Consider the following 14,155-nt stretch of genomic DNA (forward strand, 5'->3'; position numbering starts at 1 on the left):
GATAAAAAAATATTTATCTTTCAGTCCTATCTTATTGAACTCATAGGCATTTAGCGGTAAACTTGAAGGTTCCGCTAAATGTTTTGTGATTAGATAATATGGCAACAGATTTAAGTAAGCAAATTGGTTCTGAAAACGCACTGGCTGCACACGATGATGTAGCTTCAGTTACTCCTGATTTGTATTCAGGACGACCAGCAAAACAAGGTCTATACAGACCTTCTAACGAGCGCGATGCTTGTGGTGTTGGTTTCGTAGCGCATATTAAAGGCAAAAAAAGTCACGATATCGTGCAAAAGGGTTTGGAGCTTTTAACCAACCTTACGCACCGTGGCGCTACCGGCTATGACCCTAAATTAGGTGATGGCGCTGGTTTGCTCATGCAAATGCCAGACGCATTCATGCGTAAAGAAGCTGCAAAGCTTGGTATTGAGCTGCCTGCGGCGGGTCAATATGCGGTAGGTAATGTGTTTTTACCGCAAGCTGCAAATAATCGTGCCGCCTGTGAAGCGCTATTCACAAAAATCATTGCAGAAGAAAATCAAACCTTGCTAGGCTGGCGTGATGTGCCGGTCGATAACAGCAATATCGCACAAGCTGCACGCGATGTAGAGCCGACCATGCGTCAGGTATTCATCGCCACAACGAGTACCGACCAAAACGTGTTTGAGCGTAAATTGTTCGTGATTCGTAAACGTCTTGAGCATGAAGTGCGCGCACTTGGCTTAACAGATAATGCAGCGTTCTATATGCCTTCATTGTCATCACGCACTATCGTTTACAAAGGCATGTTGCTTGCCAATGAGGTGGGCATTTACTACCAAGATCTAAACGACGAAAGCGTTGTTTCAGCGCTGGCTTTAGTGCATCAACGTTTCTCAACCAATACATTCCCAGCATGGGATTTAGCCCACCCATTCCGCATGATTGCGCACAATGGCGAAATCAATACCGTACAAGGTAACGTCAACTGGATGGCTGCACGTCATGAGGCGATGCGCTCAACCGTGATTGGTGAAGATTTAGAAAAACTATGGCCATTAATCGCTGAAGGACAGTCAGACTCTGCATGTTTCGATAACTGTCTAGAGTTGTTGGTTGCGGGTGGTTACAGCTTGCCGCATGCCATGATGATGTTGATCCCAGAAGCTTGGTCAGGCAATCCATTGATGGATGAAGAGCGCCGTGCATTCTACGAATACCATGCTGCGTTGATGGAGCCATGGGATGGCCCAGCTGCGGTTGCATTTACTGATGGCCGTATGGTTGGTGCAACACTAGACCGTAATGGTTTACGCCCTGCGCGTTATTTAGTGACAGATGATGACATCGTAATGATGGCGTCTGAAATGGGTGTGTTGACATTCCCACAAGAAAAAATCGTTAAAAAATGGCGCTTGCAGCCAGGCAAAATGTTGCTAATCGATATGGAGCAAGGCCGTATTATTGATGATTCTGAAGTGAAGCATCAGCTGGCAACAGCCAAACCATATAAACAATGGATTGAAAAATCACGTTACTTCTTGAGCGATATGCCAAAAGTACAAGGCGAGCTAGAGCTGGCTGCTGATTTATTAGATACGCAACAAGCATTTGGCTACACGCAAGAAGACATCAAGTTTATCTTGCAGCCGATGATACAAAGCGGTGAAGAGGGTTCAGGCTCTATGGGTAACGACGCTGCATTGCCAGTGTTGTCAGCTAAACCAAAAGTCTTGTACAACTACTTCAAACAATTATTCGCACAAGTAACCAACCCGCCAATCGACCCGATTCGCGAAGAGTTGGTGATGTCGTTGATTACATTTATTGGCCCTAAGCCAAACTTGTTAGGTATAGATGAAACTACACCGCCAATGCGTTTAGAGGCCAGCCAGCCTGTGCTGATGTTGGACGAATTAGAGCAATTGAAAGCCATTGCGACATTGACGCAAAACCAATATAAATCATTGGTGTTAGACATTACCTACCCAGCAGTACAAGGTAAAGCTGGCATGGCAGCTGCGGTTGCTAGCATTACTAAAGCGGCATCTGATGCTGTTCAAAATGGTTTTAATATCCTCATTTTATCTGACCGTAATGTAAGCGCAGACCGTGTGGCGATTCCTGCGTTATTGGCTTGTTCTGCAACACATGAGCATCTTGTAAAAGTAGGCTTAAGAACCAGTACTGGCTTGGTGGTTGACACCGGCTCTGCACGTGAAGTGCATCACTTTGCATTGTTGGCAGGTTATGGTGCAGAGGCTGTCTGTCCATGGCTCACCTTTGAGACGATTAAAGATTTGGCGACTGATAGCTACACTGCCAATAAGAACTTTGTGAAAGCAGTAAGCAAAGGCTTGTACAAAGTCATGTCTAAAATGGGCATTTCTACTTACCAGTCTTACTGTGGCGCACAGATTTTTGAAGCGATTGGTTTAAACAGTGAGTTTGTTGAACAGTACTTTACTGGCACGGTGACTAATATCGAAGGTATCGGCTTAGAGCAAGTGTCTGAAGAAGCGGTGCGTTTACATACTGCAGCTTTCGGTACAGACCCAGTGTTAGCAAATCACCTAGAAGCAGGCGGCGAGTATGCATACCGTGTGCGTGGTGAAGAGCACACTTGGACGCCAGAATCAGTGGCGAAATTGCAAAATGCAACGCGTACTGGTCAATATGACACCTACAAAGAATACGCTAAGTTAATCAACGACCAATCACGTCGTCACATGACGCTACGCGGTTTGTTTGAGATCAAACCAGCGGCTGCAGCAATTCCTCTAGAGTCTGTAGAGTCTGCTAAAGAAATTGTTAAGCGCTTTGCTACGGGTGCGATGTCATTGGGTTCTATTTCAACAGAAGCACATGCAACTTTAGCAATCGCCATGAACCGTATCGGTGGTAAATCTAACACTGGTGAAGGTGGTGAAGACGCTAAACGCTTTATCCCTGTGGCCAATGCTTCAACTATGGCTGACGTGTTAGGCGCAAGCCTGATTGAGTCAAACATTCACCTCAAAGCTGGCGATTCAATGCGCTCTAGCATTAAGCAAGTGGCATCAGGCCGTTTCGGTGTGACTGCTGAGTACTTGGCTAATGCAGACCAAATCCAAATTAAAATGGCACAAGGTGCAAAACCTGGTGAAGGTGGTCAATTGCCTGGGCATAAAGTATCAGAGTACATCGCTAAATTGCGTTTCTCTGTACCAGGCGTGGGCTTAATCTCACCTCCTCCGCACCATGATATTTATTCAATTGAAGACTTAGCACAGCTGATTCATGATTTGAAAAATGCTAATCCAAAAGCATCAATTTCAGTGAAGTTAGTATCTGAAACTGGCGTGGGTACGGTAGCTGCTGGTGTGGCAAAAGCGAAATCAGACCATATCGTGATTGCAGGTCATGATGGTGGTACTGGCGCATCGCCGATTTCTTCTATCAAGCACGCAGGTGCGCCGTGGGAGCTAGGCCTGTCTGAAACACAGCAAACTTTGGTATTAAACCAATTGCGCGGCCGTGTGGTGGTGCAAGTTGACGGCCAAATGAAAACTGGCCGTGACGTAGTGATCGGTGCCTTATTAGGTGCTGATGAATTTGGTTTCGCAACAGCACCGCTAGTTGTTGAGGGCTGTATCATGATGCGTAAGTGTCATTTGAATACTTGCCCAGTTGGTGTTGCTACACAAGATCCAGAATTGCGTAAACGTTTCACAGGTCAACCTGAGCATGTGGTGAACTACTTCTTCTTTGTCGCTGAAGAAGTGCGTGAATTAATGGCTTCTATGGGTATTGCTAAGTTTGACGATCTAATTGGTCGCCCAGATTTGTTAGATATGCAAGCAGGTATCGACCACTGGAAAATCAGCGGTTTAGATTTCAGCAAAGTGTTCCATCAACCAGATATGCCAGCTAGTGTGTCACGTAAAAACAATGACGTGCAAGACCATGGCTTGGTGAATGCGCTTGATAACAAGCTAGTAGCACTGGCAACACCAGCGCTGGAAAAAGGCGAGAAGGTTGTATTGGATATTCCAATCACCAACACTAATCGTACAGTAGGTACTATGCTGTCAAATCAGGTGGCTACGCGCTACGGTAATGCTGGTTTGCCACACGACACTATCCATGTGAACTTCACTGGTACGTCTGGCCAAAGCTTTGCGGCATTCTTGGCTAAAGGCATTACTTTTGACCTCACTGGCGAAGGCAATGACTATGTAGGTAAAGGTTTATGCGGTGGCCGTATTGTGATTAAACCGCCAAAAACATTCCGTGGCATTTCACACGAGAATATTATTGTGGGTAACACTGTAATGTTTGGTGCAACTACGGGTGAAAGCTATTTTAGCGGCGTAGCAGGTGAGCGTTTCTGTGTGCGTAACTCAGGCGCTACTGCAGTGGTCGAAGGTGTTGGTAACCACGGTTGCGAATACATGACCGGCGGTACCGTGGTGGTGTTAGGTGTGACTGGTCAAAACTTTGCTGCTGGTATGAGTGGCGGCGTAGCTTATGTGTATGATGAAGATGGCTTGTTTGCAAAACGCTGCAACATGGGCATGGTGTCTTTAGAAAAAGTTGAGCATATCGACAATGTAGCTGCGGATGCCGTTCATCATCTTAACCAGCCTGATGAAGTGACATTGCTGGCTTTAATCAACAAGCATGCTGAATACACAGGCAGTGAGCGCGCGAAAGCGATACTTGCTGATTGGGATAACATGCGTGGCAAGTTTGTTAAAGTGATGCCAAATGAATATAAACGCGCCTTGATTGAATTGGCTGAAGATAAAGCGCTAGTAGCGGCCTAGAGTCGCTTTTAATATGAAACAAGTAAAGAGACTCTTTTGGGAAAAGGCTTTATAGTATGGGTAAAGTAACGGGATTTATGGAATTTGAACGTCTGTCTGAGGCATATTTGCCAGTACAGGATCGCGTTAAGAATTACAAAGAATTTGTATTGCATTTAACAGATGACCAAGCTAAACAGCAAGGTGCGCGCTGTATGGACTGCGGTATTCCATTTTGTACAACGGGTTGTCCAATCAACAATATCATTCCTGACTGGAATGATTTGGTGTATCACCAAGACTGGCGTAGTGCGATTGATGTATTGCATTCAACCAATAACTTCCCAGAGTTCACAGGCCGTATCTGCCCTGCACCATGTGAGGCAGCATGTACGCTTAACATCAATGCGGATGCGGTTGGTATTAAATCAATTGAGCATGCGATTATTGATAAAGCTTGGGAAAATGACTGGGTACAACCACAAGTAAACCCGAATAAAACCGGTAAAAAAGTGGCGGTGGTTGGTTCTGGCCCTGCTGGTTTAGCCGCTGCGCAACAATTAGCGCGCGCTGGCCACAGTGTTGTCGTATTGGAAAAAAATAGCCGTATCGGTGGTTTGTTACGTTACGGTATTCCTGATTTCAAAATGGAAAAATCACACATTGACCGCCGTATGGCGCAAATGGAAGTAGAAGGCGTTGAGTTCCGCGTGAATCAGCACGTAGGCGAAAACGTGAATGCTGACGACTTAGTGGCTGAGTTTGATGCTGTGGTATTAGCCGCAGGTGCAGAACAGCCACGTGATTTGCCAGTTACTGGTCGTGAGTTGGATGGCGTACATTTTGCGATGGACTTTTTAACACCGCAAAACAAAGTGGTGGCTGGCGATACTATCCCTGACCAAATTAAAGCCACAGGTAAGCACGTGATTGTGATTGGTGGCGGTGATACAGGTTCTGACTGTGTGGGTACCTCAAACCGTCATGGTGCTGCAAGCATTACTCAGTTTGAGTTAATGCCACAACCGCCAGAGACGGAAAATAAAGAATTGGTATGGCCTAACTGGCCACTGAAACTACGCACTTCAAGCTCACATGAAGAAGGCGCTAACCGTGATTGGTCAATCACCACTAAAGAGTTGATTGGCGAAAACGGTAAAGTGGTGGCACTGAAAGGTGCACGCGTGGAGTGGAAAGACGGCAAAATGTCTGAAATCGCTGGTTCTGAATTTACCATTCCGGCAGATTTAGTGTTCTTGGCCATGGGTTTTGTGTCACCAATCCAGAAGTTGCTAGAAGCGTTTGGCGTAGAGAAAGACAACCGCGGTAATGCTAAAGCTGCTACTGAAGGCGACGCAAGTTACAAAACTAACAAAGATAAAGTATTTGCTGCTGGCGATGTACGCCGTGGCCAGTCTTTGGTGGTTTGGGCAATTCGTGAAGGCCGTCAGGCAGCGCGTGCAGTAGATGAATTTTTAATGGGCTCATCAGTATTGCCACGTTAAGTTAACGCCACAGTATGACAATGTAAAACTAAAGGATGCAAAGTAAAACCACTTTGTGTCCTTTTTTATTTAGGTAATCAAATGAATCAATTAAAAAACGACACATTCTTAAAAGCGCTAATGCGCCAACCAACGGATTACACACCAGTGTGGATGATGCGTCAGGCTGGGCGCTATTTACCTGAATATCGTGAGAGCCGTAAAACCGCGGGCAGCTTTTTACAGCTTTGCAAAAATGCACAATTTGCGACAGATGTAACACTACAACCTTTAGATCGCTACCCATTGTTAGACGCGGCGATTCTGTTCTCAGATATACTCACGGTGCCAGACGCCATGGGCTTGGGTCTGTACTTTGAAGAAGGCGAAGGCCCTAAGTTTGAGCGCACCTTACAGCAAGAAGCCGATATTCAGAAGCTGGTTGTGCCAGACATGGCAAAGCTGCAGTATGTATTTGATGCTGTGAGCAGTATCCGCAACGCATTGGATGGTCGCGTACCTTTAATTGGCTTCTCCGGTAGCCCGTGGACCCTTGCCACTTACATGGTGGAAGGCAAAGGCGGCACGGACTTTTTAACCACTAAGAAAATGGCGTATGCACGCCCGGATTTATTGCATCATATTTTAGAAACCACTGCACAGACCGTGATTCAATATCTGAACGCACAGATTATGGCTGGTGCACAAGCGGTGATGATTTTTGACTCATGGGGCGGTGCCTTGTCACACAATGCCTATACTGAGTTTTCACTCAATTACATGCAAAAAATTGTGAATGGTTTAATTAAAACCAATGATGGTCGTAAAGTGCCAAGTATCGTATTCACTAAAGGCGGTGGTTTATGGCTAGAAGCACAAGCCGAGATTGGCGCAGATGCGTTGGGCTTGGATTGGACTGTTGATATCGGCAGCGCACGCCAGCGTGTGGGTGATAAAGTGGCGCTACAAGGCAATTTAGACCCAGCTATTTTACTATCAACACCAGAAGCGATTGAGAAAGATGTGGCTAGGGTTTTAGCCAGCTATGGTAAAGGCAATGGCCACGTATTTAACTTAGGTCATGGCATTACACAATGGACACCGCCTGAAAATGCGGCAGCGATGTTAGAGGCAGTACGCAAGCATAGTCAGCAATACCATGTGTAATTCGCCGTTTTATCCAGATTAGCTGGATAAACGACATTAAAAAAGCCTGATCATATTGATCAGGCTTTTTTATACGTACTCGCTAATGAATAGCGATGGTGTATGAGTTATTGATGCAAAGTACGGCTAAACAAGTTCAATGCCAGTTGGTAACCAATCATTGCCGTTTGCGGGTCATAACGCTCACCTTCATCACGCATAAATGCATGTTGGGCATTAAATTCATGCCATGTGAATGTGATGTTTGTATCCCCTAGCTTTTTATATACATCTGCACGGCCAGCTGCAGGGATGTGCGGGTCTTGTTTACCCCAAATCATCAATAGCTCGCCTGTAATGTCGCTGAGGCGCTCCATGCTGTGCTGACCAGGTTTGTTAGGAATCACTTGTGTGTGCAGGTCTGTTGCATAGAAGCACGCAGTACCTTTGATTTCTGGCTGTAATGCGGCACGGAAAGCTAAATGACCGCCGATGCAGAAGCCCATGGCGCCAATGTTGCCGTTATACCAAGCTTGTTGTTTTACAAACGCAATCATCGCTGCGTTGTCTGTGTCGTAGCCCTCAACATCTTTTGCAGATTTGTCGGCATTACCTTTATCACGGCCTGCATCGTCATAGCCCAATACAGTGCCAATTGGGTTCAGTTCGTGAAATACTTCCGGTACTAATACCGCGTAGCCATGGCTGGCAATGATTTTAGCGGCACGCTCAATTGGGCCGGTTTGCTGAAAAATCTCTGAATAGAATAAAACAGTAGGATACTTTCCATCGCCTGTTGGGCGGTGAATATAAGTGCGCATAACCCCAGTTGGTGTGTTAAGGTCAGCAATGTTACTTTGAATGTTCATGATAGCTCTCTGAATAGACTTTTCAAATAAAAAACTCGAGATATTGTACAACGCCACACGTGTTTTTTGTGGGATATGTGCGCTTTATACGTATGCAAATTAGGCATTCTTTAAGAGAAATTAACAGAATAGTTAAAAATTAGATTTAGCTAAATTAAGGTTTGCTAAGAGCACTACAATTTCCGTAAAATGTTGTTTTGAATCTATTTGTATAAACAATTATGCTTGTTCATACAATGTCAGGTTAATTCTTATCTGGTGAGTTTGGTCAGACGTATATGGTTTCCTGATTTAATCACATGGCAATTTCTATGCAACTTACAATAAATGGGAAAGCGCGCAGTTTTGAACTTGCGCAGATGAACACCGCACAGCTAGTAGAGCAGCTTGAATTAGTGGGGAAACGCTTGGCAATAGAACTTAATGGTGAAATCGTACCGCGTAGCCAATTTGCACATACCAAGCTGTCAGATGGCGACAAATTAGAGATAGTCGGCGCAGTAGGCGGCGGCTAGTCAGCACGTTGAGTAGACTCACGATTGTAAAATCGCGATTAATGAATGATGAAGGATAATAAGTTGTCAGATTTATTGAAAATAGCAAATAAGACCTATCAATCACGCTTGTTGGTGGGCACTGGTAAATATAAAGACTTTGCAGAAACCCGTGCGGCGATTGATGCGAGTGGCGCAGAAATTATTACGGTAGCGATTCGCCGTACCAACATTGGTCAAACCGCAGGTGAGCCCTCACTTCTGGACTTTTTGCCGCCTGAAGAGTTTACTTATTTGCCGAACACAGCCGGCTGTTATTCTGCAGATGAAGCTGTGCGTACATTGCGTTTGGCACGCGAGTTATTAGATGGTCATCAATTAGTGAAGTTAGAAGTGCTAGGTGACCCGAACACTTTATACCCGAATATGACAGAGACGTTAGCTGCTGCTAAAACGCTGGTTAAAGACGGCTTTGAGGTGATGGTGTATTGCTCTGATGATCCGATTATCGCGAAACAGTTAGAGGAAATTGGCTGTTGTGCAGTGATGCCATTAGCTTCCTTGATTGGTTCTGGCATGGGCATATTAAATCCGTGGAATCTGCAAATCATCATTGAAAATGCAAAAATTCCAGTATTGGTAGACGCTGGTGTGGGCACTGCGTCTGATGCAGCCATCGCGATGGAGCTAGGCTGTCAGGGTGTGCTGATGAATACCGCGATTGCCGCTGCTAACAACCCAGTATTAATGGCTAGTGCCATGAAAAAAGCAGTTGAAGCTGGCCGTGAAGCCTACTTGGCTGGTCGTATGCCTAAGAAGTTATACTCAGCCAGCCCTAGCTCACCAACTACGGGCTTAATCTCGAAATAAGCTATATACACTTACAATCTGGTGCGCCGGCGTATTTAGTGCAATAGATGTGCGCAGATGCATGCAGTTACAGCACCTGCGCGTTGATTAAAGCATGTAGCTTAGCTTATGAATTTTATTACTTTTGCACTGTCGGTTAGGTATTGAGCACGAGATGAGCAGCGATAAACATTATGAATGCACGGTAAAAGTAGAGGTTACTTTTATCGCTGAGCAGTCGGATATTGAGCATAATCAATATGCGTTTGCATACCATGTGACCATTATTAATACCGGCAATGTTGCTGCACAGCTGATTAGCCGTCATTGGGTGGTGACTGAGGCCAACGGTGAACGCAAAGAGATTAGAGGCTTGGGCGTAGTAGGCGCACAACCTTTGCTCAAGCCTGCTGAGCACTATGAATATACAAGCGGCACCTTGATTAACACGCCCATGGGCGAGATGCATGGTGCTTACCAAATGGTAGCGGAAGATGGCACACAGTTTGATGCAGTCATTGCGCCTTTTGCACTGGCTATGCCAAGGATTTTGCATTAAGTAATCCTGCACTAAACAACGGCTGAGCCGCGCTCATTTCAGTATTAAATACTCCACACTAGACTTGTGATAACAATGAAAAAAATCGCACAGAATACTTTGCTTGTAGTGCTCACTTTGTTTGCAACCGCATGTGCAAACAATAATATCAAACCGGTGACTGCCCCTGCTCCACCGCAGGCAAAGTGCGATTGCGCTACCGGTGCGCCGGTACAAGTGCCAGCAGGCAGCAAACCTGCTGAGGCGACGGCTGAACAGCAAAAGCAAATGGCGAAATTGCCAGATTACAGTTTGCTGCAAACCGCAGACTGGAACGACATCGATGGCTTGCAAGTGGATAACCTAAGTCTGGCTTGGCCGGCATGGATGCAAAGCTGCTCAACACTGGTGAATAAACCGATGTGGAAAAACGCCTGCAGCGCTGCACAAAAACTAAACACGGATACCGCAAACAAGCCGCAAACGCAGGAAGTGTTGAGCTATTTTCAAGAATATTTCTCAGTGTATAAAGCGAGCAATCTTGATGGTACGGAGCAAGGCTTAATTACTGGTTATTATGAGCCTGTGTTAAAGGGTAGCCGCACTAAGTCTGCCAAGTACCCTAACCCCTTATATGCAACCCCAGACGACCTGATTACGGTGGAGCTGGATAGTTTGTTCCCAGAGTTGAAATATAAGCGCGTGCGTGGCCGCTTAGTCGGCAATAAACTGGTGCCTTACTACAATCGTGCTGAGATTGAAACGGACACTTCGCCAGTGAAAGGGCGTGAGTTTGTGTATATCGATGACATTATTGACGTCTTCTTTTTGCAGATTCAGGGTTCAGGCTTGGTGCAGCTAGATACTGGCGAGCAGGTACACGTAGGCTATGCAGACCAGAATGGCCATACCTATAACTCGATTGGCCGTTTGTTGATAGAGCGTGGCGAGTTGACCTTAGCACAAGCCTCTATGCAGGGTATCAAGAACTGGGCGCGCAATAATTTAGATAAGCTCCGCGAGTTACTGAACCAGAACCCTAGTTATGTGTTCTTTAGAGAGCTGCCAGCAGGCTTGCCTGGGCCTCTAGGCGCGTTGGGCGTACCCATTTTGGCAGAACGCAGTGTGGCTGTAGATCCTAAATTTGTACCATTGGGTGCGCCGGTGTTTTTATCAACGACAGAGCCTAATAGCAGTAAACCATTAAAACGCTTAATGATGGCTCAGGATACTGGTGGGGCAATTAAAGGTGGCGTACGCGCAGACTTTTTCTGGGGGGCTGGCGCCACCGCAGGCGCTAGGGCTGGCGCAATGAAGCAAACCGGTAAAATTTGGGTGTTTTTACCAAAGGGATTTGTGATTAAAACCCAATAGCATTGGGCAGGATAGCTCTGGCAGGCTTAGACACATAAGCACTTGGGTTAAATGGCCTAGGGTAAAAAGCCTCTTGTTCTAAATGATGCAGGCAAATAAAAAGGGTGCCATCAGCACCCTTTTTATTTATACGTAAGATATTACTTGTTCATTACGTACATTGTAACTTCAAAACCGAAACGCATTTCAGTAGCAGCTGGTGTTGTCCACATAGTAATTCTCCTTTTATATAAATTCGTCCCGCATTTGCTTAATTACAATTGCATTACGTGATAGAGATATTACGACTAGCCTGACTTTGTAGCATGACCTTGTTCATTAAAGCAGGCTAGTGAAAATCATTAGAAGCAGTTTTGTTTGTCAGGCCGGCTTTACTTTTTAAATTTCTGTTTTAATTTTTTAATGCCTTTGCGCCCAAACTTTCTCTTGAATGCCACTTTAAAGTCATACAAATAGAACGAGAGTTTAATCTGCAGGGTAAGTTTTCTGCCGATATTGGCGAGGTACAAGCCCATAAAGCGTTCGCGCCCGGCCCAATGCAGTTTGTTACAGACTCTGGCTAAATCTGAGATACGATACTTCATTGCAGTTGGGTGCGTATAAAAATGCGCGCGTGCGGTATCAATTAGCGAGAATGCCAGTTGGCGGTTGCTTTGTAGCTGTACCAATACATTGCCACCGGATAAATCCCTGAAGAAGGTGCCGCTTTGATGCATGCGGTGCAGATATTGCGCTAATTGCGTATAAGCGTCTTCTGCACGGATTGCATAGTCTTTGCCGGCAAAATGAAACTCTTTATTGCCTTTGGCAAAATGTACGAACATCTCCCCTACCGAGCAATCGGCTTTAACGTAGTTGCAGATATAAAAATTCTGCTTGAGGGTTTTATCACCGGTCTGCTCAAAGAAGGCAACCGGGTGTGCTGTGCTGATGCCACGCCTTAACAGTTCAACCGCGCCATTCCAACTGCGCTTGGCTTTGCTCGGTTTGAATCTATCCAAAAATGCCTTGTGCGGGTACATCTTAATCGGTTGTTTCACGGTGACTTGTGCATCGGGATCGCGTGGGTCGGTTAATGCCCAGATGGCATTACGTGCATGGCGCAGTGCGCTTGTTTTCTGTGGGCTCATCAGTGTGTCTGGGTGCAGGTGCTCGCTAATTAGCAAGGCTTCCTCGGCGCTACGTGCCAATATCATGCCAAACCAATGCCCTTGGCGGAATGGAAAGTATTGCAGTGCCGCAATATGCGCATGTATGGCTAAGTCTTGCGCCAGGCCACTGCTGTCTTTAATGTTAACCGTGTGATTTTTGGGCCAGCGGATATAGATCGGAGACTCGCAAACAATGTGGGTTGCTGCAGTGAATGGATGACCATCACGATGGATGATCTCACCAGTGCTGATATCAGCGCTTTCATAAATGTCTTGCAGCAAGGCCACTTTACCATTGATGGTCCACAGTGCATGGATGTCGTATTCACTGGTTTTAAAGTGGTGAATCTCCAGTCCATTGGCACTGGAGATTGCCTTGATATATTCCGCACCTTGAATCATCGCCGCCACGGTCTTGATGGCGTGAAAACTGGCATGGCGCCAGAAATTGTTTAGGTTGCCATCTACGCTGGCATAGTGGGTAACCCGCTCCAGCGCAGGATATTCTGCATCCAGCAGGCCATCATCAATCAAACCTTCGCGGTGGCAAATAAATGCACCCCAGAACGCTTGGTCTAGCGCACCTGAGGCTGCATTCAGGATCATATAACGTGCCGCATAGTCTGCTTGCTTTTGCTCTCCATCTGGCAGTAAGCGTTGGATGCGATAAATTGCCCAAAATGCCACAGGTGAAATAAAGCGTTTAATGCCAAAGTCAGTGCCAATTTTTTTGAGCAGGCGTGCTTTTTTAACCAGATTGTATTTAAAGATAGTGGCCCAGCGGTATTTCAAGATACGGTGGTCAAAGCGCTCAGGCTCTGAAACACGTTCTGAAAATAGATTGTTGCTGTGCACATCTGGTAATTGCTGCTTGGCTTTGAGCTGGCTTAATATGCCGATGTTATAAATAGGCTCAAAATCGGTGACGTTAGGGCCAGCTAGTTCAATATGGTGCTGTTTGATGCTGGTATAAGCAATGTTCCAGGCCGCGATAAAGCCATCAGGTGTATAGCCGGTCCAGCGTTTTCTGTTGATGGTGTTGCCGATTTCTATGCGCGCAATCTGGCTACCAAAGCGGCTGATAACGTTATCAAGGAAGGTTTGCCATGTTGCCTGCTCCGCTTTACTTTCCATGTTTTTCGCATTGCGGAATGGCTGTATCAAGTGCAAAGTGACGTGAAACCCATCATTAATTAAGCGTTGCAGAAAGCGTGCGTTAAAACTCTCTAAATCACCATAAGTGAAATCTAGGCGTACTTGTTTAATGCCTAATGCCAGTAGTTCGGTGACTACATAGTCATCCATAGCAGGGTCGGCTGCAGACGCAACACAAACCCCGATAAAGTTAGCTGGTACTTGATGCTGGTTAACAGGCAGGTGTGCGCATTTCTCACGCATTCTGCCGCTTAAAATGTAGGCTAGACCTTTTCTGATAATAGACCAGGTCAGCATGCTACGTTGTTTAGTTGAATTGTTCATTA

10 protein-coding genes are annotated in these 14,155 nt (G+C 45.8%); 7 read left to right on the plus strand and 3 right to left on the minus strand.

Going from position 1 to position 14,155, the window contains the following annotated elements; translation table 11 throughout:
• Positions 1-98: 98 nt before the first annotated feature.
• The 3 genes from ACSSU7_RS09605 (at position 99) to hemE (ending at position 7,420) form a co-directional block, all read left to right on the plus strand.
• The gene (locus tag ACSSU7_RS09605; protein WP_492516268.1) at positions 99-4,790 is read left to right on the plus strand and encodes a glutamate synthase-related protein; all 4,692 of its coding nucleotides are present in this window, start codon (positions 99-101) and stop codon (positions 4,788-4,790) included.
• Between the two features lie 56 nt (positions 4,791-4,846).
• Positions 4,847-6,274: a glutamate synthase subunit beta gene (locus ACSSU7_RS09610; protein WP_492516269.1), complete on the plus strand. Its 1,428-nt coding sequence runs from the start codon at positions 4,847-4,849 to the stop codon at positions 6,272-6,274.
• An 81-nt stretch (positions 6,275-6,355) separates the two neighbouring features.
• A complete protein-coding gene (gene hemE, locus ACSSU7_RS09615) occupies positions 6,356-7,420 on the plus strand; it encodes a uroporphyrinogen decarboxylase (RefSeq protein ID WP_492516270.1) in 1,065 nt (354 codons plus the stop codon).
• Positions 7,421-7,527: 107 nt separating this feature from the next.
• On the opposite strand, the gene ACSSU7_RS09620 is transcribed toward hemE, so the two are convergent.
• Positions 7,528-8,268, minus strand: a complete 741-nt coding sequence (locus ACSSU7_RS09620) for a dienelactone hydrolase family protein (RefSeq protein ID WP_331018473.1) — start codon at positions 8,266-8,268, stop codon at positions 7,528-7,530.
• A gap of 311 nt (positions 8,269-8,579) precedes the next feature.
• Between ACSSU7_RS09620 and thiS the strand changes: the two genes are divergently transcribed.
• The 4 genes from thiS (at position 8,580) to mltA (ending at position 11,523) form a co-directional block, all read left to right on the plus strand.
• Positions 8,580-8,783, plus strand: coding sequence for a sulfur carrier protein ThiS (gene thiS / locus ACSSU7_RS09625; protein WP_492516271.1), 204 nt, complete (start codon positions 8,580-8,582; stop codon positions 8,781-8,783).
• A gap of 45 nt (positions 8,784-8,828) precedes the next feature.
• Positions 8,829-9,632 carry a thiazole synthase gene (locus ACSSU7_RS09630; protein WP_036301263.1) on the plus strand — a complete coding sequence of 268 codons (804 nt, stop codon included), beginning with the start codon at positions 8,829-8,831 and terminating at the stop codon, positions 9,630-9,632.
• A 154-nt stretch (positions 9,633-9,786) separates the two neighbouring features.
• Positions 9,787-10,170: a Co2+/Mg2+ efflux protein ApaG gene (gene apaG / locus ACSSU7_RS09635; RefSeq protein ID WP_492516272.1), complete on the plus strand. Its 384-nt coding sequence runs from the start codon at positions 9,787-9,789 to the stop codon at positions 10,168-10,170.
• 75 nt (positions 10,171-10,245) lie between these two features.
• On the plus strand, positions 10,246-11,523 hold the full coding sequence (mltA, locus tag ACSSU7_RS09640) for a murein transglycosylase A (RefSeq protein WP_492516273.1): 1,278 nt from the start codon (positions 10,246-10,248) through the stop codon (positions 11,521-11,523).
• A gap of 140 nt (positions 11,524-11,663) precedes the next feature.
• Here the strand turns inward: mltA and pqqA are convergent, their stop codons facing one another.
• Together pqqA and ACSSU7_RS09650 are read right to left on the minus strand one after the other, a co-directional pair.
• A complete protein-coding gene (gene pqqA / locus ACSSU7_RS09645) occupies positions 11,664-11,735 on the minus strand; it encodes a pyrroloquinoline quinone precursor peptide PqqA (protein WP_012777389.1) in 72 nt (23 codons plus the stop codon).
• 159 nt (positions 11,736-11,894) lie between these two features.
• Positions 11,895-14,153, minus strand: a complete 2,259-nt coding sequence (locus ACSSU7_RS09650; protein WP_492516274.1) for a lipopolysaccharide kinase InaA family protein — start codon at positions 14,151-14,153, stop codon at positions 11,895-11,897.
• Between the last annotated feature and the right edge of the window lie 2 nt (positions 14,154-14,155).

This window comes from Methylotenera sp. E1MeOHC1, assembly GCF_058745595.1.

Excerpts from the sequence above, each read along its gene's own strand:
- ACSSU7_RS09605 (WP_492516268.1), top strand. The coding sequence starts at position 99 with ATGGCAACAGATTTAAGTAAGCAAATTGGTTCTGAAAACGCACTGGCT.
- ACSSU7_RS09610 (WP_492516269.1), top strand. The coding sequence starts at position 4,847 with ATGGGTAAAGTAACGGGATTTATGGAATTTGAACGTCTGTCTGAGGCA.
- hemE (WP_492516270.1), top strand. The coding sequence starts at position 6,356 with ATGAATCAATTAAAAAACGACACATTCTTAAAAGCGCTAATGCGCCAA.
- ACSSU7_RS09620 (WP_331018473.1), bottom strand. The coding sequence starts at position 8,268 with ATGAACATTCAAAGTAACATTGCTGACCTTAACACACCAACTGGGGTT.
- thiS (WP_492516271.1), top strand. The coding sequence starts at position 8,580 with ATGCAACTTACAATAAATGGGAAAGCGCGCAGTTTTGAACTTGCGCAG.
- ACSSU7_RS09630 (WP_036301263.1), top strand. The coding sequence starts at position 8,829 with ATGATGAAGGATAATAAGTTGTCAGATTTATTGAAAATAGCAAATAAG.
- apaG (WP_492516272.1), top strand. The coding sequence starts at position 9,787 with ATGAGCAGCGATAAACATTATGAATGCACGGTAAAAGTAGAGGTTACT.
- mltA (WP_492516273.1), top strand. The coding sequence starts at position 10,246 with ATGAAAAAAATCGCACAGAATACTTTGCTTGTAGTGCTCACTTTGTTT.
- ACSSU7_RS09650 (WP_492516274.1), bottom strand. The coding sequence starts at position 14,153 with ATGAACAATTCAACTAAACAACGTAGCATGCTGACCTGGTCTATTATC.